The 15267-nt window shown below is 70.0% G+C and carries 15 protein-coding genes; 11 read left to right on the forward strand and 4 right to left on the reverse strand.

Annotated elements, in window-relative coordinates:
* The first annotated feature begins 50 nt into the window (after positions 1–50).
* The gene (locus IEY36_RS12325) at positions 51–440 is read left to right on the forward strand and encodes a hypothetical protein (protein ID WP_188967362.1); all 390 of its coding nucleotides are present in this window, start codon (positions 51–53) and stop codon (positions 438–440) included.
* A 31-nt stretch (positions 441–471) separates the two neighbouring features.
* Complete coding sequence (locus tag IEY36_RS12330) at positions 472–1449, forward strand: Bug family tripartite tricarboxylate transporter substrate binding protein (RefSeq protein WP_188967363.1); 978 nt, start codon at positions 472–474, stop codon at positions 1447–1449.
* A gap of 411 nt (positions 1450–1860) precedes the next feature.
* On the opposite strand, the gene IEY36_RS12335 is transcribed toward IEY36_RS12330, so the two are convergent.
* Positions 1861–2937: a mandelate racemase/muconate lactonizing enzyme family protein gene (locus tag IEY36_RS12335; RefSeq protein ID WP_188967364.1), complete on the reverse strand. Its 1077-nt coding sequence runs from the start codon at positions 2935–2937 to the stop codon at positions 1861–1863.
* Between the two features lie 83 nt (positions 2938–3020).
* Between IEY36_RS12335 and IEY36_RS12340 the strand changes: the two genes are divergently transcribed.
* The 4 genes from IEY36_RS12340 to IEY36_RS12355 all read left to right on the forward strand — a co-directional run bounded on the left by IEY36_RS12340 (position 3021) and on the right by IEY36_RS12355 (position 6693).
* Positions 3021–3989, forward strand: a complete 969-nt coding sequence (locus IEY36_RS12340) for a Bug family tripartite tricarboxylate transporter substrate binding protein (RefSeq protein WP_188967365.1) — start codon at positions 3021–3023, stop codon at positions 3987–3989.
* A 4-nt stretch (positions 3990–3993) separates the two neighbouring features.
* Positions 3994–4998, forward strand: a complete 1005-nt coding sequence (locus tag IEY36_RS12345; protein ID WP_188967366.1) for a hypothetical protein — start codon at positions 3994–3996, stop codon at positions 4996–4998.
* A 134-nt stretch (positions 4999–5132) separates the two neighbouring features.
* Complete coding sequence (locus IEY36_RS12350; RefSeq protein ID WP_188967367.1) at positions 5133–5759, forward strand: DUF1326 domain-containing protein; 627 nt, start codon at positions 5133–5135, stop codon at positions 5757–5759.
* 64 nt (positions 5760–5823) lie between these two features.
* On the forward strand, positions 5824–6693 hold the full coding sequence (locus IEY36_RS12355) for a DUF2182 domain-containing protein (protein WP_188967368.1): 870 nt from the start codon (positions 5824–5826) through the stop codon (positions 6691–6693).
* Between the two features lie 76 nt (positions 6694–6769).
* On the opposite strand, the gene gltX is transcribed toward IEY36_RS12355, so the two are convergent.
* Positions 6770–8167: a glutamate--tRNA ligase gene (gene gltX / locus IEY36_RS12360; RefSeq protein ID WP_188967369.1), complete on the reverse strand. Its 1398-nt coding sequence runs from the start codon at positions 8165–8167 to the stop codon at positions 6770–6772.
* 276 nt (positions 8168–8443) lie between these two features.
* Between gltX and IEY36_RS12365 the strand changes: the two genes are divergently transcribed.
* A complete protein-coding gene (locus IEY36_RS12365; RefSeq protein WP_188967370.1) occupies positions 8444–10573 on the forward strand; it encodes a ComEC/Rec2 family competence protein in 2130 nt (709 codons plus the stop codon).
* A 30-nt stretch (positions 10574–10603) separates the two neighbouring features.
* On the opposite strand, the gene lexA is transcribed toward IEY36_RS12365, so the two are convergent.
* Positions 10604–11326, reverse strand: coding sequence for a transcriptional repressor LexA (gene lexA, locus IEY36_RS12370; RefSeq protein ID WP_188967371.1), 723 nt, complete (start codon positions 11324–11326; stop codon positions 10604–10606).
* A 181-nt stretch (positions 11327–11507) separates the two neighbouring features.
* Here lexA and IEY36_RS12375 point away from each other — a divergent pair, with 181 nt between their 5' ends.
* A complete protein-coding gene (locus IEY36_RS12375) occupies positions 11508–12362 on the forward strand; it encodes a glycosyltransferase family A protein (protein WP_188967372.1) in 855 nt (284 codons plus the stop codon).
* 15 nt (positions 12363–12377) lie between these two features.
* Here IEY36_RS12375 and IEY36_RS12380 read toward each other — a convergent pair whose 3' ends face one another.
* Complete coding sequence (locus IEY36_RS12380; protein ID WP_229681272.1) at positions 12378–12629, reverse strand: hypothetical protein; 252 nt, start codon at positions 12627–12629, stop codon at positions 12378–12380.
* A gap of 148 nt (positions 12630–12777) precedes the next feature.
* Here IEY36_RS12380 and rpsD point away from each other — a divergent pair, with 148 nt between their 5' ends.
* From rpsD to IEY36_RS12395, 3 genes are all read left to right on the forward strand, one after another.
* Entirely contained in the window at positions 12778–13395 is a 618-nt protein-coding gene (gene rpsD, locus IEY36_RS12385) for a 30S ribosomal protein S4 (protein ID WP_188967373.1), read from the forward strand.
* Between the two features lie 163 nt (positions 13396–13558).
* Positions 13559–14209 carry a class I SAM-dependent methyltransferase gene (locus IEY36_RS12390; RefSeq protein ID WP_188967374.1) on the forward strand — a complete coding sequence of 217 codons (651 nt, stop codon included), beginning with the start codon at positions 13559–13561 and terminating at the stop codon, positions 14207–14209.
* 453 nt (positions 14210–14662) lie between these two features.
* The gene (locus IEY36_RS12395; RefSeq protein WP_188967375.1) at positions 14663–15184 is read left to right on the forward strand and encodes a cysteine dioxygenase family protein; all 522 of its coding nucleotides are present in this window, start codon (positions 14663–14665) and stop codon (positions 15182–15184) included.
* The last annotated feature ends 83 nt before the right edge of the window (positions 15185–15267 follow it).

Consider the following 15267-nt stretch of genomic DNA (forward strand, 5'->3'; position numbering starts at 1 on the left):
GCGGGGGCATTCACCAACGGGTAACGGCGAGGCGACAAGATCCGGCGGCCATGCCCCGTGATCCCCTCGCCACCCTGGCGAAACTCCGCACCATCGACGTCCAGGCCGCGCAGCGCAGCCTGGCGGATGCCCGCATCGCGCTGACGGCCCAGCAGCAGGCGACCGCGGTCGCCGAGGCCGCCTTGTGCGCCGAGCCGCCGGAAGGCGTTCTGTTTACCTATGGCGCCTTCCTGACGCGCGGCCTGGCGGTGCGTCAGGCGCAGCGGGACGCGCTCGCCCGCGCCGAGGCGGCGCAGGAGGCGGTGCGCGACGCCCTGGCGCGCGCGCGCGAGGCGGAGAAGGTGCTCGGCATCCTCCGCGAACGGCGCGCCACCGTGCAGCGCCGCCTGGCGACGCGGCGCGAGCAGGCCCGCTTGGAGGATGCGCTGACGCGCGGATAGAGTGCGGCGTCCTTGAGGAGACGCCAGAACAATGTCCATCGCCCGCCGCGCCTTGCTCGGCGCCGCCAGCCTGCCGCTGCTGCCCGCCATCGCGCGCGCGCAGTCCGACTGGCCGAACCGCCCCGTGCGCATCATCGTGCCGTTCCCGCCGGGGCAGGCCTCGGACATCATCACGCGGCTGGTGGCCGATGAATTGTCGAGGCGCTGGCCGCAGCGCGTCGTGGTGGAGAACCGCGCGGGCGGCGCCGGTGCTCCGGCGCTGGAGGCCGGTGCCCGTGCGCCGGCGGATGGCTATACGCTGACGGCCGGGACCTCCGGCACGCTTGGCATCAATCCCTCGGTGTTGCCGCGCCTGCCGTATGATGCCGAGAAGGATTTCGCCGGCATCACCAATGTCGCGATGGTGCCGCTGCTGGTGATCGCGCACCCCTCACTGCCCTACAACACCATGCAGGAACTTGCCGCGGCGGCGCGGGCGAAGCCGGGCGAGCTCGACATGGCCTCGGCCGGACCCGCGACCAGCCAGCACATGGCGGCCGAGTTGCTGATGCTGCGCGCCAATATCCGCTTCAACATCGTGCATTACCGCGGCAGCGGGCCGGCGATCGCCGACGTCATCGCCGGCAATGTGAAGCTGATGACGGATTCGGTTGCTTCGGCGCTGCCGCATATCCGCGATGGGCGGGTGAAGGCGATCGCGATGTGCAGCGCGCGCCGCGTGCCGCAACTGCCCGATGTGCCCACCATCGCCGAGACGCTGGTGCCGGGCTACGAAGCGGCGGGCTGGTCAGGCCTGGTCGCGCCGACGGGCACGCCGGAGGCGATCATCCGCCGCATCAATGCCGATGTCGTCGCCATCCTGCGGGAGCCGGCGATCGCGGATCGCATCGCCTCGATGGGCGCCGTCGCCGACCCGCAGACGCCGGAGGAATACGCGACCTTCCTGCGCACGGAGATCGCCAAGTGGCGCGAGGTTGCCCGCGCGGCGAATGTGCGGTTGGAAGGCTGAGGGCGAGGGTTCTCGCGCCAGGCTGCGAAGAATGGAGGGGCTCGGCCCCATGGGCGTGCCGTTATGGCACTGACTGGCTTGGGGAGGGACTCTGCCCCTCTCCAAACATCGTCCCGCCACGGGTACCCATTGACGTTGCTCCGCAACGCCAATGGGAATCCATTAGCCTAAGAGCCTCTGGACACCTCGAGTTGGCGCTGGGCCCGACGGCCTCATCAAGAACGATGAGGTGCTTCGGGCACAATGCCCAGGAAGCTCCTTGATACCGGGGCAGGGCGGGTGCCCCGCTTTCGCGAACCTCCCGCTCCGCCCAATGCCAAGTATCGGTTTCCAAAGGCCCGCTGGCCTTTGGTGGGGGTGGACTGGAGGGGGCAAAGCCCCCTCCAGTTCCGCACGGCGCGGGAACGTCCCTCAGCCGAGATCCGGCTCCAGCCCCAGCCCCGGCCCCGTCGGCACGGCGATGACGCCGTCCTTGGGCACCAACGCCGCGCCATAGGGCGCGTTCCGCAGGTCCGCGAAATAGATCTCGACCGGCTCGGCCTCCTCGGTCGCGGCGAGGAAATGCAGCGTGGCCAGCAGCCCCGGGCCGAAATAGGGGCAGTGCGGCACCAGCCGCACGCCCGCCTCGCGCGCCAGCTCGGCGATCTCCAGCATGGCCGACATGCCGCCGATCTTGGTGATGGAAGGCTGCGCGACATCGACGGCGCGGGTCTCGAAGGTGCGGCAGAACTCCTCGACCGTGCCGTTGCATTCACCGGCCGAGATCGGGACGTCCACCGCGGCACGGATGCGCGCGATGGCGGGGATGTCCTCGGGCGGCCAGATCGGTTCCTCGACCCAGGCGATGTTCAGCCCGGCGACATCCTCGCAGAACTGGACGGCCTCGGCCTCGGTGTCCCAGACGCAGTTGATGTCGAGCATCAGCGGTACGTCGCGTGGCGCGGCGTCGCGGGCGGCCCGGATGCAGCGCAGGTCGAATTCGTGCAGCTTGATGTGCCGATAGCCGCGCGCGATGGCGTCCGTCACGTTGCGCGCGACGTCATCGGGCGCACCGTAGCGCAGCAAGGACGCATAGGCCGGCACGCTGCTGCGTGCCGCGTTGCCGAGCAGCGCATGCAGCGGCTTGCCCGCCGCCTTGGCGCGAATGTCCCACAGCGCGATGTCGATCGCCGACAGCCCGAAGGTCACCGGTCCGTTGCGCCCGAAATTGTGGAAGCGACGGGCGAGCATGCGCATCAGCGCGGCGATGTCGCTCACATCCTGGCCGATGCAGGCGGGGCCGATCAGCCGGTCGATCGCATCCTTCGTCGTTTCCACCAGCGTGAAGCCGAAACCCTCGCCCCAGCCATGGATACCGGCATCGGTCTCGACACGCACCAGCAGCGTGTCCATCGCCTTGAGATGCAGGTTGCCGCCGACGCCACCCGCACTCGCGCCATAGGTGAAGTCGGTGCGGTGGTGGTGGGTGGTGACGTTGGTGATCTTCATCGGCGTTCCCTTTCGCGCGCGGCGCGTTGCGTCGATACTGCCTCGAAGGCCCGGCGGACAGAAGCCGGCGCAGGAGGATTCCGATGGATCGCAGAACGCTCCTCGGCGGCATGGCCGCCATCTCGCTCGCAACGCCCGCGCTCGCACAGGCGCCCTGGCCGGACCGGCCGATCCGCGTGGTCGTGCCCTTCGCGGCCGGTGGGCCGTCGGACATCGTGGTGCGGCTGCTCTCACCACGGCTGACGGCGACGCTGGGGCAGCCGGTGGTGGTCGACAACCGTGCCGGTGCCGGCGGCGTGACCGGCGTGGACGCGGTCGCGAAGGCGGCGCCGGATGGCTACACGCTTGGCATCGGCAGCGCGGGTGGGCTCGCCATCTCGCCGCGGCTGGATCGCGGCACGCCCTATGACCCGCTGCGCGACCTGGCGCCGATCACCCTGGCGGTGCTGGTGCCGGAACCGCTGGTGGTGCCGGCGGCGACGCCCTATCGCACGGTGGCCGAACTCGTCGCGGCGGCGAAGGCGGAGCCCGGCAAGCTGAATTTCGGCTCGGCCGGGTCGGGCAGCATGCCGCATCTGGCGGGCGAGTTGCTGCGCGCGGCGGCGGGGATCGACATCACGCATATTTCCTATCGTGGCGGCGCGCCGCTGACGACGGCGCTGCTGCAGAATGAGGTGCAGCTCGGTTTCGCCGACCTGCCGATCCTGCTGCCGCATCTGCGCGCCGGGGCGCTGCGCGCGCTGGCGGTCGGCACGCAGCAGCGGCTGTCCTGGATCCCGGATGTGCCGACCATGATCGAGGTCGGACTTCCTTCGGTCGACGCCAACAACTGGCATGGCTTCATCGCGCCGGCGCAGGTGCCGCAGCCGATCCTCGAAAAGCTGCATGCGGCGATCGCCGGCGCGCTGAACGATCCCGAGATCCGCCAGGCGCTGAACAATCAGGGGGCGATTCCGGGCGGCAACTCGCGCGCCGAATTCGGTGCCTTCCTGCGCGCCGAACTGGACAAATGGGGCGAGGTCATTCGCCGCGGCAATATTCAGGCGGACTGACGCGATGGATGACCGCGCCGCCTGGGAGGCGGTGGGCGACTGGTACCATGCCTGGTTCACCGGGACGGTGCTCGTCGCCGTCTCGCGCCGTGGGCCGGCGGAGGCGGCGGAACTGGTGTTCCGGGTGTTCCGTCGCCAGCAGCAGCAGACCTTCCTTGCCGGGCTGGCGAAGCTCGGCATCGACGGGTTGCCGCCGGCGGTGGCGGCGGCGCGCTACCACTACCTCTCCAACTTCATCGGTGGCGTCGGCGTCGAGTATGTCGAGGAGAGCCCGCGCAAGGCCTGGATCCGCTATCCGCCGCCGCGCTGGGTGTGGCCGGGGGCGACGATCTGCGGCATCCCGTCGGAGGTGAATGCCGCCATGCTGCGCGGCTGGCACGCCAATAACGGGGTGATGCTGGGGCGGCTCGGCCTTGGCTTCGTCTGCACCGGACAGACGGTGGATGGCGATCCGGGGCTCGAGGGCTACTACATCGAGCATGACCGCGACCTCGCCGAGGAGGAGCGGCTGCGCTTCGCCAAACACGAGCGCATGCCGCGCTTCGATCCGTCGCAGGCACCATCACTGCCTTCGGCGGAGTGGCCGGCGGAACGCGTCGCGAAAGCGAAGCGTGGCTATGCGATGGAATACGCGCGCACGGTGATGCAGGAAGCGGTGGCGCTGTGGGGCGCGGAGGCGGGTGGGCGACTGCTCGGTCAGGCGGCCAGGCTGGTGGCGATGCAGCATTATCACGCGACAGCGGCATCGCTCGGCGTGACGGGGTTCGCCGAATTCCTCGTGGCGCTCGCCGTGGCCGAGGGTGACGCGTCGGATGCGGTGATGCAGCCTGATGGCAGCGTCATCCTGACGCGGTCGCGCCTGTCATTGCTGCGCGGCGTCGGTGACCCGCACCCGGCGATGCTCGCGGCATGGAGCGAACTCCTGGTCGGGTCGCTCGCCGCGCATGACCGCTTCGCGCGGATCGAGCCCATGGGGCCGCTCTCCTGGCGGATCATCGCCGGCACATGATCGGCGGTGCCCCGCCGCGACGCGCCGGCGCAGCAGGTGATGGATTTTGCATGTGATATTCGATTGCACCCATCCGCCTGCAGGATCAGCGTTGGTACGCTCCACGAACCATCCAGCTGAGGGAGGGCATTCGAATGAGCGCACACAAGAAATGGCAAATCAGCGGTGACTACTTCGAGAACTGCAACTGTGACGTTGTCTGCCCCTGTCTCGTTTCGACCGCCGCGCCGCTGACCGCAAAGCCAAGCGAGGGCCATTGCGACGTAGCGATTGCCTTTCACATCGATCGCGGCACTTATGACGGCGTCGCGCTGGACGGCCTCAACGTCGCGCTGATCGGCTATGCGCCCGGCCCCATGGCGGACGGCAACATGACCTTGGCCGCCTATATCGACGAACGCGCCGACGATCGCCAGGCCGAGGCGCTCGGCGCCATATTCGGCGGTGCCGAGGGCGGGCCGATGGCGGCTTTCGCGCCCCTCGTTGGCCAGCATCTCGGTGTCAGGAAGGTGCCGATCCGTTATGCCATCGATGGCAAGAACCGCTCGGCCGAGATTCCGGGCGTCATGCGCATGACCGTTGCGCCGATCCCGACAATGCATGAAAGCGGCGAGGCATGGATTGCCGCCGGCCACCCCATCGCGCCGGACCGCATGGCGCTGGCGGTGGGCCTGCCGGGCAACAGCTACACGGACCACGGGATGGTCTGGGACAATTCGGGAAAGAACGGTCATTACGCACCGATCGCCTGGTCAGGTTGAGAATGTCCCGGCGCCGGCCAGGGACCGGTGCCGCGATGCGTTGCTGGCCGGAAGGACCCGTGTGATGACGGACGATGCGACCGGCAGCACCGTCCTGCCGCGTAGTATTCTGCTCGCGCTGCTGGTGTTGATCGCCGCGGCCTGCTGGCTGTGGCTGCTGTCGATGGCGCGCATGCAAGATGCCAGCATGGACGTCGCGGCCATGGGCTCGCCGACCATGGGTCTCGGCTGGCTGCTCTTTCTCGCGGTCTGGGTCGTGATGATGGTAGCCATGATGTTCCCGGCCGCTGCACCGATGATCCTGACCTTCCATCGCGTGCAGGCGGGCCGCTCGAATCGTGGCGAGGCCTTCGTCTCCACCTGGGTCTTTGTCGCCGGCTACATGGTGGTCTGGACGGCAGCCGGACTCGGCGCCTACGCAGTGGCGACGGTGGGGGAGGCCTTGGCCGCCCGCGCGGGGATGTCCGCGTCGACCGCGGCGCGCGTCGGCGGCGGGCTGCTCATCGCGGCCGGGATCTACCAGCTCACGCCGATCAAGGATCTCTGCCTGTCGAAATGCCGCAGCCCGGTCGGTTTCATCATGACCTCATGGCGCGACGGGGCAGGCGGCGCGTTCAGAATGGGTCTCGTGCATGGGCTCTGGTGCCTGGGCTGCTGCTGGCTGCTCTTTGCCATCCTGTTCCCACTCGGGATGATGAACATCACCGCCATGGCTGCGCTGGCAGCGCTGGTCTTTGCCGAGAAGTCACTCGCCCTGGGGCTTTGGCTGGCTCGGGGCGCGGCGGTCGGGCTCGTCGCCTACGGCTTGGTCGTCCTGGCCATGCCGCGCGCCTTGCCGACGTTCCCGGCAGGCGGCGGCATGGGCGCCGCGGGAATGCCAAGCATGGCGGCGCCCATGACGATGGGCCAAGCTGGCGGTGCAATGGGACGCTGAAGCGTATCCTGATCAGGGCGCCCCGCTCGATCGAAAAAGGCGGGCCCATGCTGCATGGGCCCGCCGCGCTGTGTCGTCAGTCGCTCGCCGCGGCGAAGATCCGCAGCAGGCTCTCATCCCGCCCCAGCGCCCAGAGCACCGAATTGATCGGCGGGCTGGTCGTGCTGCCCGACAGCGCGGCGCGCAGCGGCTGCGCCACCTGGCCGAGCTTCACGCCCTTCACATCGGCGTAGTCGCGCAGCCATTGCTCGAGATCGGTCTTCTCCCACGGCGCATCAGCGAGGAATTCGGCGAGGTTCTGCAGCCGCTCCTTCGCATCGGGCGTCAGCAGGGCGAGCGCCTTCTCCTCCATCGCCGGCGGGCCTTCATGCGCGGCGAAGGCGGCGGCACCGGCGAGTTCCTCCAGTGTGCGCGCGCGTTCCTTGAGGTCGGGCATCAGCATGCCGACGCGCTGCGCGCCATCGGTGCCGAACAGCACGCCGCGCCTGGCGAGCAATTCCAGCACCTCGCGCGTCAGCCGTTCATCGTCGGTCTGGCGCAGATAGACGGCGTTGAGATGCGTCAGCTTGGCGTAGTCCATGCGCGAGGCGGAGCGGCCGACATCCTTGATATCGAACAGCTCGACGGCGCGGTCGTGAGGGACCACTTCCTCGTCGCCATGGCCCCAGCCGAGGCGCAGCAGGTAGTTGTTCACCGCTTCGGGCAGGTAGCCCTGCTCGCGGAAGTCGAGCACCGAGACCGCACCGTGGCGCTTGGACAGCTTCGACCCATCGGCGCCGTGGATCAGCGGGATGTGCGCGAAATGCGGGCGCCGCCAGCCCATCGCGTCATAGACCATGCATTGGCGGAAGGTGTTGGTCAGGTGGTCGTCGCCGCGGATGACATGGGTGATCGCCATGTCGTGGTCGTCCACCACCACTGCATGCAGGTAGGTCGGCGTGCCGTCCGAACGCAGGATGATCATGTCGTCGAGTTCGACGTTGCCGACACGCACTTCGCCCTGCACCAGGTCCTCGACGACGGTCTCGCCCTCGAGCGGCGCCTTGATGCGGATGACGTAGGGCTTGCCTTCCTGCTCCGGGCCGGGCTCGCGGTCGCGCCAGCGGCGGTCGTAGCGCGGCGGGCGGCCCTCGGCGGCGGCGCGCTCGCGCATCTCGGTCAGTTCCTCGGGCGTCGCCCAGCAGCGATACGCCTTGCCCATGTTGAGCAAGGCGCGGGCGATCTCGGCATGGCGCGCCTCGCGGCTGGCCTGGAAGACCGGCGCCTCGTCGGGGGACAGGCCGAGCCAGGCGAGGCTTTCCAGGATCTGGTCCACCGCTGCCTGAGTGGAGCGTTCCTTGTCGGTGTCCTCGATGCGCAGCAGGTAGGTGCCGCCATGGTGGCGGGCGAACAGGTAATTGAACAGCGCGGTGCGCGCCCCGCCGATATGCAGGTAGCCGGTGGGGGAGGGAGCGAAACGGGTGCGGACGGACATGATACCTGAGCTTCTTGGCGGGGGGGGGCTTCTTAGAGCATTTCCGATTAGACGGCACCGGCCCGCACCCCAACCCGGTCGCCCATTCCAGGATACTGACGTGGGTGGCCGGGTTGGGGTGCGGGCCGGTGCCGGACTTACCAGACCGACGTTTATACCGGATCGGCGGAAGGGGTGAACGCGGCGGGGCGCAAGCCCCTCCCGCGCCCGACGGTGTTGTGGGTAGAATGAACGCACAGGTTGTGGAACCGACCCCTGTCCAGCACCGTGACGCGCATGGCCCCGAGGCACGCTGTCGACCGCCTGCGCGCCATCGCCGGCGGGGCGGGCCTGCTGCTGGCCGGCGAGCGCGGACGGTTGGCGCCCTGGCTGGCGGTGGCGATGGGTGCGGGGGTGATCACCTATTTCGGGCTGCGGGAGGAACCGCCGGGCTGGACCCTGCTGCTGGCCCCCGTGCTGATCCTGGTCGCGGTGCTGGTGGCGCAACGCATGCCGCAGGCCGGCTGGGTGATCGGGCTGGCGGGGGCGGCGGCGCTCGGCTTCGGGGCTGCGGCCTGGCATGGCTGGCGCGCCCCGCCATTGGCGACGCCCCCACGCCAGGCGGTGATCCTAAACGGCATCGTGCAGCATGTGGACCTGCTGCCGGCGGGCCGGCGCCTGACCCTCGCCGGGGTGCGCTTCGGCCCCGATGAGCCGGTGCAGCCCCGCAGCTTCCGCGTCCGGCTGCGCGCCAATGACCCGGCGCGACCGCAGCCCGGCGATCGCGTCGCCGTCCGCGCCCTGGTGCGGGCGCCCTCGGCGCCAGCCTTCCCCGGGGCGTGGGACTTCCAGCGCGCGGCCTTCTTCGCCGGGGAGGGCGGGTCGGGCTTCGCCATCGGCCCGTCCGAGGTCGTCGCCGCGGCGGGCGGCAGCCAGCCGCTGTCGGGCCTGCAGGCGGCGCTGGAGGCGCGCGCGACGAATGCATTGCCCGGCGCGGCCGGGGCTGTCGCCGCGGCACTGCTGACGGGCGGCCAGAGCGCCATTCCGGCCGCCGACCTCACGGCGATGCGGGATGCGGGGCTGGCGCATCTGCTCTCGGTCTCGGGCCTGCACATCGCCATCGTGATGGGGGTGAGCTTCTGGGTGGTGCGGCTGCTCATCGCCTGTTGGCGCTGGCTGGCCTTGCGGGTGGATGGCAAGGCGGTCGCCGGGGTCGCCGCGCTGGTCGCCGGCGGGTTCTACATGATGCTGACGGGCGCGCAGGTGCCGATGCAGCGGTCCTTCGCCTCCGCGGTGCTGGTGACGCTGGCGCTGCTGACAGGGCGGCAGGCGGTGTCCATGCGCAGCCTGGCGTTGGCGGCGGCGGCGGTGATGCTGATCTCCCCGGTGGCGCTGCTCGGTCCGTCCTTCCAGATGTCCTTCGCCGCCGTGCTCGCGCTGATCGCCGGGTGGGAGATCCTGAAGGAGCCGATGAGGCGCCTGCGCGGCGATGGCGCCTCGTGGCGCAAGGGGCTGGTGCTCGCGGCGGGGCTGGTCGGGACGTCGGTGCTGGCGGGGATGGCGACGGCGCCCTTCGGCCTCGCGCATTTCAGCCGGCTGCAATGGTATGGCGTGGCGGCCAATGCGGTGGCGGTGCCGTTGACTTCGGTGCTGGTCATGCCGGCTGGGATGCTCGCTGCGGCGCTGATGCCGCTCGGCCTGGACGGCCCGGCTCTGTGGGTGATGGGCTGGGGGTGCGAGGCGGTGCTGGTGGTGGCGCGGGAGGTCGCGTCCTGGCCGGGTGCTGCGCAGACCGCACGGCCGCTGCCGCCCTGGGGGCTGGCGACAGCGGCCTTCGGCATGGTGTGGCTTTGCCTGTGGCGGCTGCGGTGGCGGTGGCTCGGGGTGCCGGTGCTGGTGCTGGGGCTGATGAGCCCGATGCTGCATCGGGCGCCGGACCTGTTCGTCTCGGGGGATGCGCGGCTGCTCGGCGTGATGGCGGGCGGGGAGATGTGGGTGCAGCGGCAGTCCGGCGCTTCGGCGATGACGCGCGATTTCTGGCTGCGGGCGCATGGGCTGACGGCGGCGCGGGCATTGCCGTCGAGCGGCGAGGAGGCGGGCGGTGCCATCGCCTGCCTGCCGGGTGCATGCCGGCTGCAGCCGGTGGTGGACGGGCCGGTGGCGCTGCTGTTGCGCGGCGACGCGCCGGGCGAGGCCTGCGGTCGCGTCGGGCTCGTGATCTCGGCGGAACCGCTGCGTGGGCGCTGCGCCGGCAGCCAGGTGATCGACCGCTTCTCCGTGTGGCGCAACGGGCCGCACGCGGTGTGGATCGAGCCGGATGGCATTCGCGTCGTCTCGGACCGCGCCTGGCGCGGCGAGCGGCCCTGGGTGCCGCCCATGCCGGTGCCACGGGGGCGGGAGGCCCTGCCGAGCGCGCCGGTCGAATAGGCGCGGATGCCGAGGGCACCCGCGCGGGCTTCAATACCGCCGCAGCAGGCCCACTAGGCGACCCTGCACCTTGACGCGATCCGGTCCGAAGATCCGCGTCTCGTGCCGCTGATTCGCCGGTTCCAGCGCGATCGAATTGCCGCGGCGGCGGATGCGCTTCAGCGTCACCTCGTTCTCATCCACCAGGGCGACGACGATAGAGCCGTTCTCGGCCGTCTCGGCGCGGTGGATGATGACCGTGTCGCCATCGAGGATGCCGGCATCGATCATGGAATCGCCAGCCACCTCGAGTGCGTAATGGTCGCCACTGCCGATCAGCGAGGCGGGGACGTCCACGCTCGCGCCATTGTCGCGCAGCGCCTCGATCGGCAGGCCGGCGGCGATGCGGCCATAGAGCGGCAGGGTGATCGGCGCGTTGTCCTGTGCGTCGGCCGCCGGCCGGGCCGGGGCATGGGTGCCGAAGGGGCCGCGGATGACATTGGGGCCGAGCGGTGCCTCGGGCGACTTGGCGGTGGCGCGGGCGGCGCGCGGGGCCAGGCTCTCCGGCAGGCGGATGACTTCCAGCGCGCGGGCGCGATGGGCGCGGCGACGGAGGAAGCCGCGTTCCTCCAGCGCCGTGATCAGCCTGTGGATGCCTGACTTCGACTTGAGGCTGAGCGCGCCCTTCATTTCCTCGAAGGAGGGGGAGAACCCTGTCTCGCGCAGGTGGCGGTCGATGAACATCAGCAATTCGTGCTGCTTGCGCGTGAGCATTCCTGCTCCTCCTCCAGGCGCCGGGCCTTGCGACTCGGTCGGAACAAATGGGCAACGTCAAGCGTGTTCTATTTAGGTTCCAGTGCCACAGTCAAATGCTTTTGCTTGTGGATGAGTCTGTGGATGAAATTTGCCGCGCGGGTCTCGCCTCGGGTCGTCCCGGCTGGCACAGAAGGGCGCCATGCGCCGCCCGGACCTTTCCATCCTGATCGCCGCCCACCGCCTGCGGCGGGAGGTGCCGGTCGCGGTCGCCTCGGTCCTCGAACGCGCCGCCGGCGTCGCGGTGGAGGTCGTGGTCGCCTCCGATGACGGCACGGATTACGCCGGGATCCTGCCGGCGGATGCCCGGCTGCGCTTCACCCTGGTCGGGCCGGTGGCCAGCGGCGCGTATGCGGCGCGCAACCGGGCGCTTTCACTCGCCACGGGCCGCCATGTGCTGATGCTCGACGGCGACGACGCGCTGGAGGGGCCGGTCGATGCGCTTGCCAGTGCCCTGGCGGCGGTCGGGCCTGCCGGCGCCGTCGTGGTGCCGAGCGTCGTGCGCGATGCGGCGGGCCAGGCGGTGCGGCGCGTCCCGGCCGAGGGGGTGCGGCGCTTCGGCTTCGCGGGCTGGGCCTCGGCTTTCGCCTCGCTGCACCTGATCGCGCGGCGGGATCTCGCGCCAATGTTCCGGCCGTTCAGGCTGATCGACGATGTGTTGTTCGACCTCGCCGTCCTCGCCGCGGCGGGCGGCGAAGTGCCGGTGGCCGAAGGCCTTGCCTATCGCTACCAGCTGCGTCCGGGCCAGGCGACGGATACGGAGGGCGGGCGCTTCGATGCCGAATACGCGCGGGCGCTCGGCCTGATCGCGGCGGATGGCGCGGGCTTCGGGCCTCATGCGGGCGCGGCGGCCACTGTGCTGCGCCGGTGGCGGGCGATGAACCGGCTGGTGGGCGGCGGTGGGTCACGGCCCGGCCTGGGCGACTATCACCGGGCGGTGTCGGCCTATCTGGCGGGCGAATGGCCGGCGGGTCGCCGCCGGCGGACCGCGCGGTAAGGCGTATGGCGGCGCCTAGAGCTGTCGCGCGAGCTTCCGGGCCAGCAGCAGCCCGATCCCGCCGCCCGCCGGGGCGGCTGGCAGGGCGAGCACCCAGCCGGCATGATTGCCCGCCATGACGAGCGCGAGCCCGGCATAGAGCATGAGCCCGCCGACCAGGCTGCCGATGACGCCCGCCGTGAGGCCGAGCACGAGGATGTCCGAGCGCGATACCATGGCCGGCGAGTAGGCCGGGCAGCGCCGGTTTGACAAGGCCCGCCCGGGCACTTATGTGGCCGCCTTCCTTCCGGGAACGTGGACGGGCCTTCGGGGTCCGCGCCCGCTGCCGCCCAAGCCGGGCGGGGGACTACCGGGACAACAGCCCCCAGGGGCATAGCGAAGAAGGCCCGACCGCCTAACGCGGCGGGATCAGCGCATGACCAAGCGCGCAGAATCCAAGTACAAGATCAACCGCCGCCTCGGCGTCAATCTCTGGGGCCGTGCGAAGTCGCCCATCTCCAAGCGCGAATACGGCCCTGGCCAGCACGGCCAGCGCCGCAAGCAGAAGCCGACCGACTTCGGCGTGCAGCTGATGGCGAAGCAGAAGCTGAAGGGCTACTACGGCAACATCGGCGAGAAGCAGTTCCGCAAGTACTACGAGGAAGCCGTGCGCCGGAAGGGCGACACCTCGGAGAACCTGATCGAGCTGCTGGAGCGTCGCCTCGATGCGGTGATCTACCGCATGAAGCTGGCCGTCACCCCCTTCGCCGCGCGCCAGTTCGTCAACCACGGCCACATCACCGTGAACGGCAAGCGCGTGAACATCCCGTCCTACCTGGTGAAGGATGGCGACCAGATCGAGGTGAAGGAAAAGTCGAAGCAGCTCGTCGCCGTGCTCGACGCCGCCCAGTCCGGCGAGCGCGACGTGCCGGAGTATGTGGAGATCGACCACCGCGCCATGCGCGGCAAGTTCCTCCGCGCGCCGAAGCTGTCCGACGTGCCCTACCCGGTCCAGATGGAACCGAACCTGGTCGTCGAATTCTACAGCCGCTGACCTGATATCGGCCGGCCTCGCGCCGGCCACCCGTTGCTTCACGCGCGCCGTGGCTCACGCCCGGCGCGCGTTGCGTTTGCGCGGTGGGTAGCCAATCCGCGCCCCGGGGTGCCAAATACGCGCCGTCGATCAGACATCACGAATACGACAGGCGGTTCCCCACATGTCGGGCGGCTCCCAGACCGACGGCGCCTCGACGCCGGCCTTCACCGCCGACTGGTTCAGCCGGTCGATCCCGGCCTGGAAGCACCTGTTCCCGCGCGTGATGCCGCGACCCCAGCGCATCCTGGAGATCGGCGCTTTCGAGGGCCGCTCCACCTGCTTCATGCTCGAGCACATCCTGCCGCCGGATCTCAGCGGCGAGATCCACTGCGTCGACAGCTGGGCCGGTGGCGTGGAGCATGGCGGGATCGCGATGGATGCGGTGTTCGACCGCTTCCGGACCAATGTCGCGGCGATGTTGAAGCGCTTTCCGCAGCACAAGGTGATTGGGCACAGGGCGCTTTCCTCGACGGCGTTGCGCGACCTCCATGCCAAGGGTTTCGCCGGCACCTTCGACTTCGTCTATGTCGACGGGTCGCACCAGGCGGCCGATGTGCTGGAGGATTTGGTGCTCGCCTTCCCGCTGCTGCGCCGCGGCGGCGTGGTGATCTGCGACGACTACATCTGGCAGCGGCAGCGCCCGGGCGAGGAGGACGTCCTCGACACCCCGAAGATCGCGATCGACAGCTTCACCACCATCTTCCGCCGGCGCCTGCGGCTGCTCGACTGGCACTCGACCTACCAGGTGGCGTTCCAGAAAACCGTCGCCTGACGGTCGCCGATCGGTTCGGGCGGGCTGGGACCCGGTCGCGGCGGCGGCGGCGCGCGCATTCTTCTCCACATCCGCGTCGGTCATGCCGCCATCGGTCGTGCCGGTGGCGCCGAGGCCGCGAGCCCGGCGAACGCCAAGCAGACCGGAGGTTTACGTCCGGCGTTCGAGGATCTGAAAACGCCGATTCCAGCGGTCGAGGAACCCGGCCGCCGGCATGGGACGCCGAGCCGGCGGCGTTCGGGCCGCGGCCGATGAGGGACCCGATGCCGCCCGTTCCGCATCGGGCTACCCGACGGAGGCGCATTTGGCGGGAGATGAAAAATCCTCATCATCGATATGCGATGGATGTTCATTCCATGCAAAATAGAAATTGAGCGATAATTATCTCTCGGCTATCCTGCTGCGGTGCGGTGCATTCGGGCACCGCTTCCGGCCTGATCGCAGGACACGCGCATGAACGTCATCGCCACCCGCACGCGTCTCGATGCCATGGTGAACGCCATCCGCGCCGCGCTGGACAGCGTCGAGGGCGACCCCTCCGCCGCCGTCGCCGCGGCCATGGCGCCGCATGCGACCGACCCGCTGCTGCTCGCCGGCCATGACTGCCCTTGTCGCGCCGAAACCTATATCCGCCATTTGCTGCACGAGGATGCCGAGGGCGGCTGGGCGGTCGCGGCGCTGGTGTGGCGGCCGGGGCAGATGTCGCCGGTGCATGGCCATCACGCGTGGTGCGCTGTCGCCTTCCACCACGCGACCATGACCGAGACCTTCTATGCCGAGGACGAGGCCGGCGGCCCGCCGTTGCTGACGGGCGTCGCGCTGCGTCGGCCGGGCGAGATCACCTTCGGCCCGGCGCGGGCGGACGCGATCCATCGGCTGGCCAATCTCGGCACCGAGACGGCGGTGTCCATCCACGCCTATGGCCTGCCCTATGGCCGCTTCTGCTCGGACCTGAACCGCGTCCTCGCGGCCTGATCGCCAGGGCGTTTCTGGCCTGTCGGATGCCGGCCGGTGCCGTCCGGACGGCGAGCGTGCCGCCACGGCCGGCCCGGCGCGAC

Origin of the sequence: Neoroseomonas lacus (assembly GCF_014644535.1) — a bacterium.
GTDB lineage: Bacteria > Pseudomonadota > Alphaproteobacteria > Acetobacterales > Acetobacteraceae > Neoroseomonas > Neoroseomonas lacus.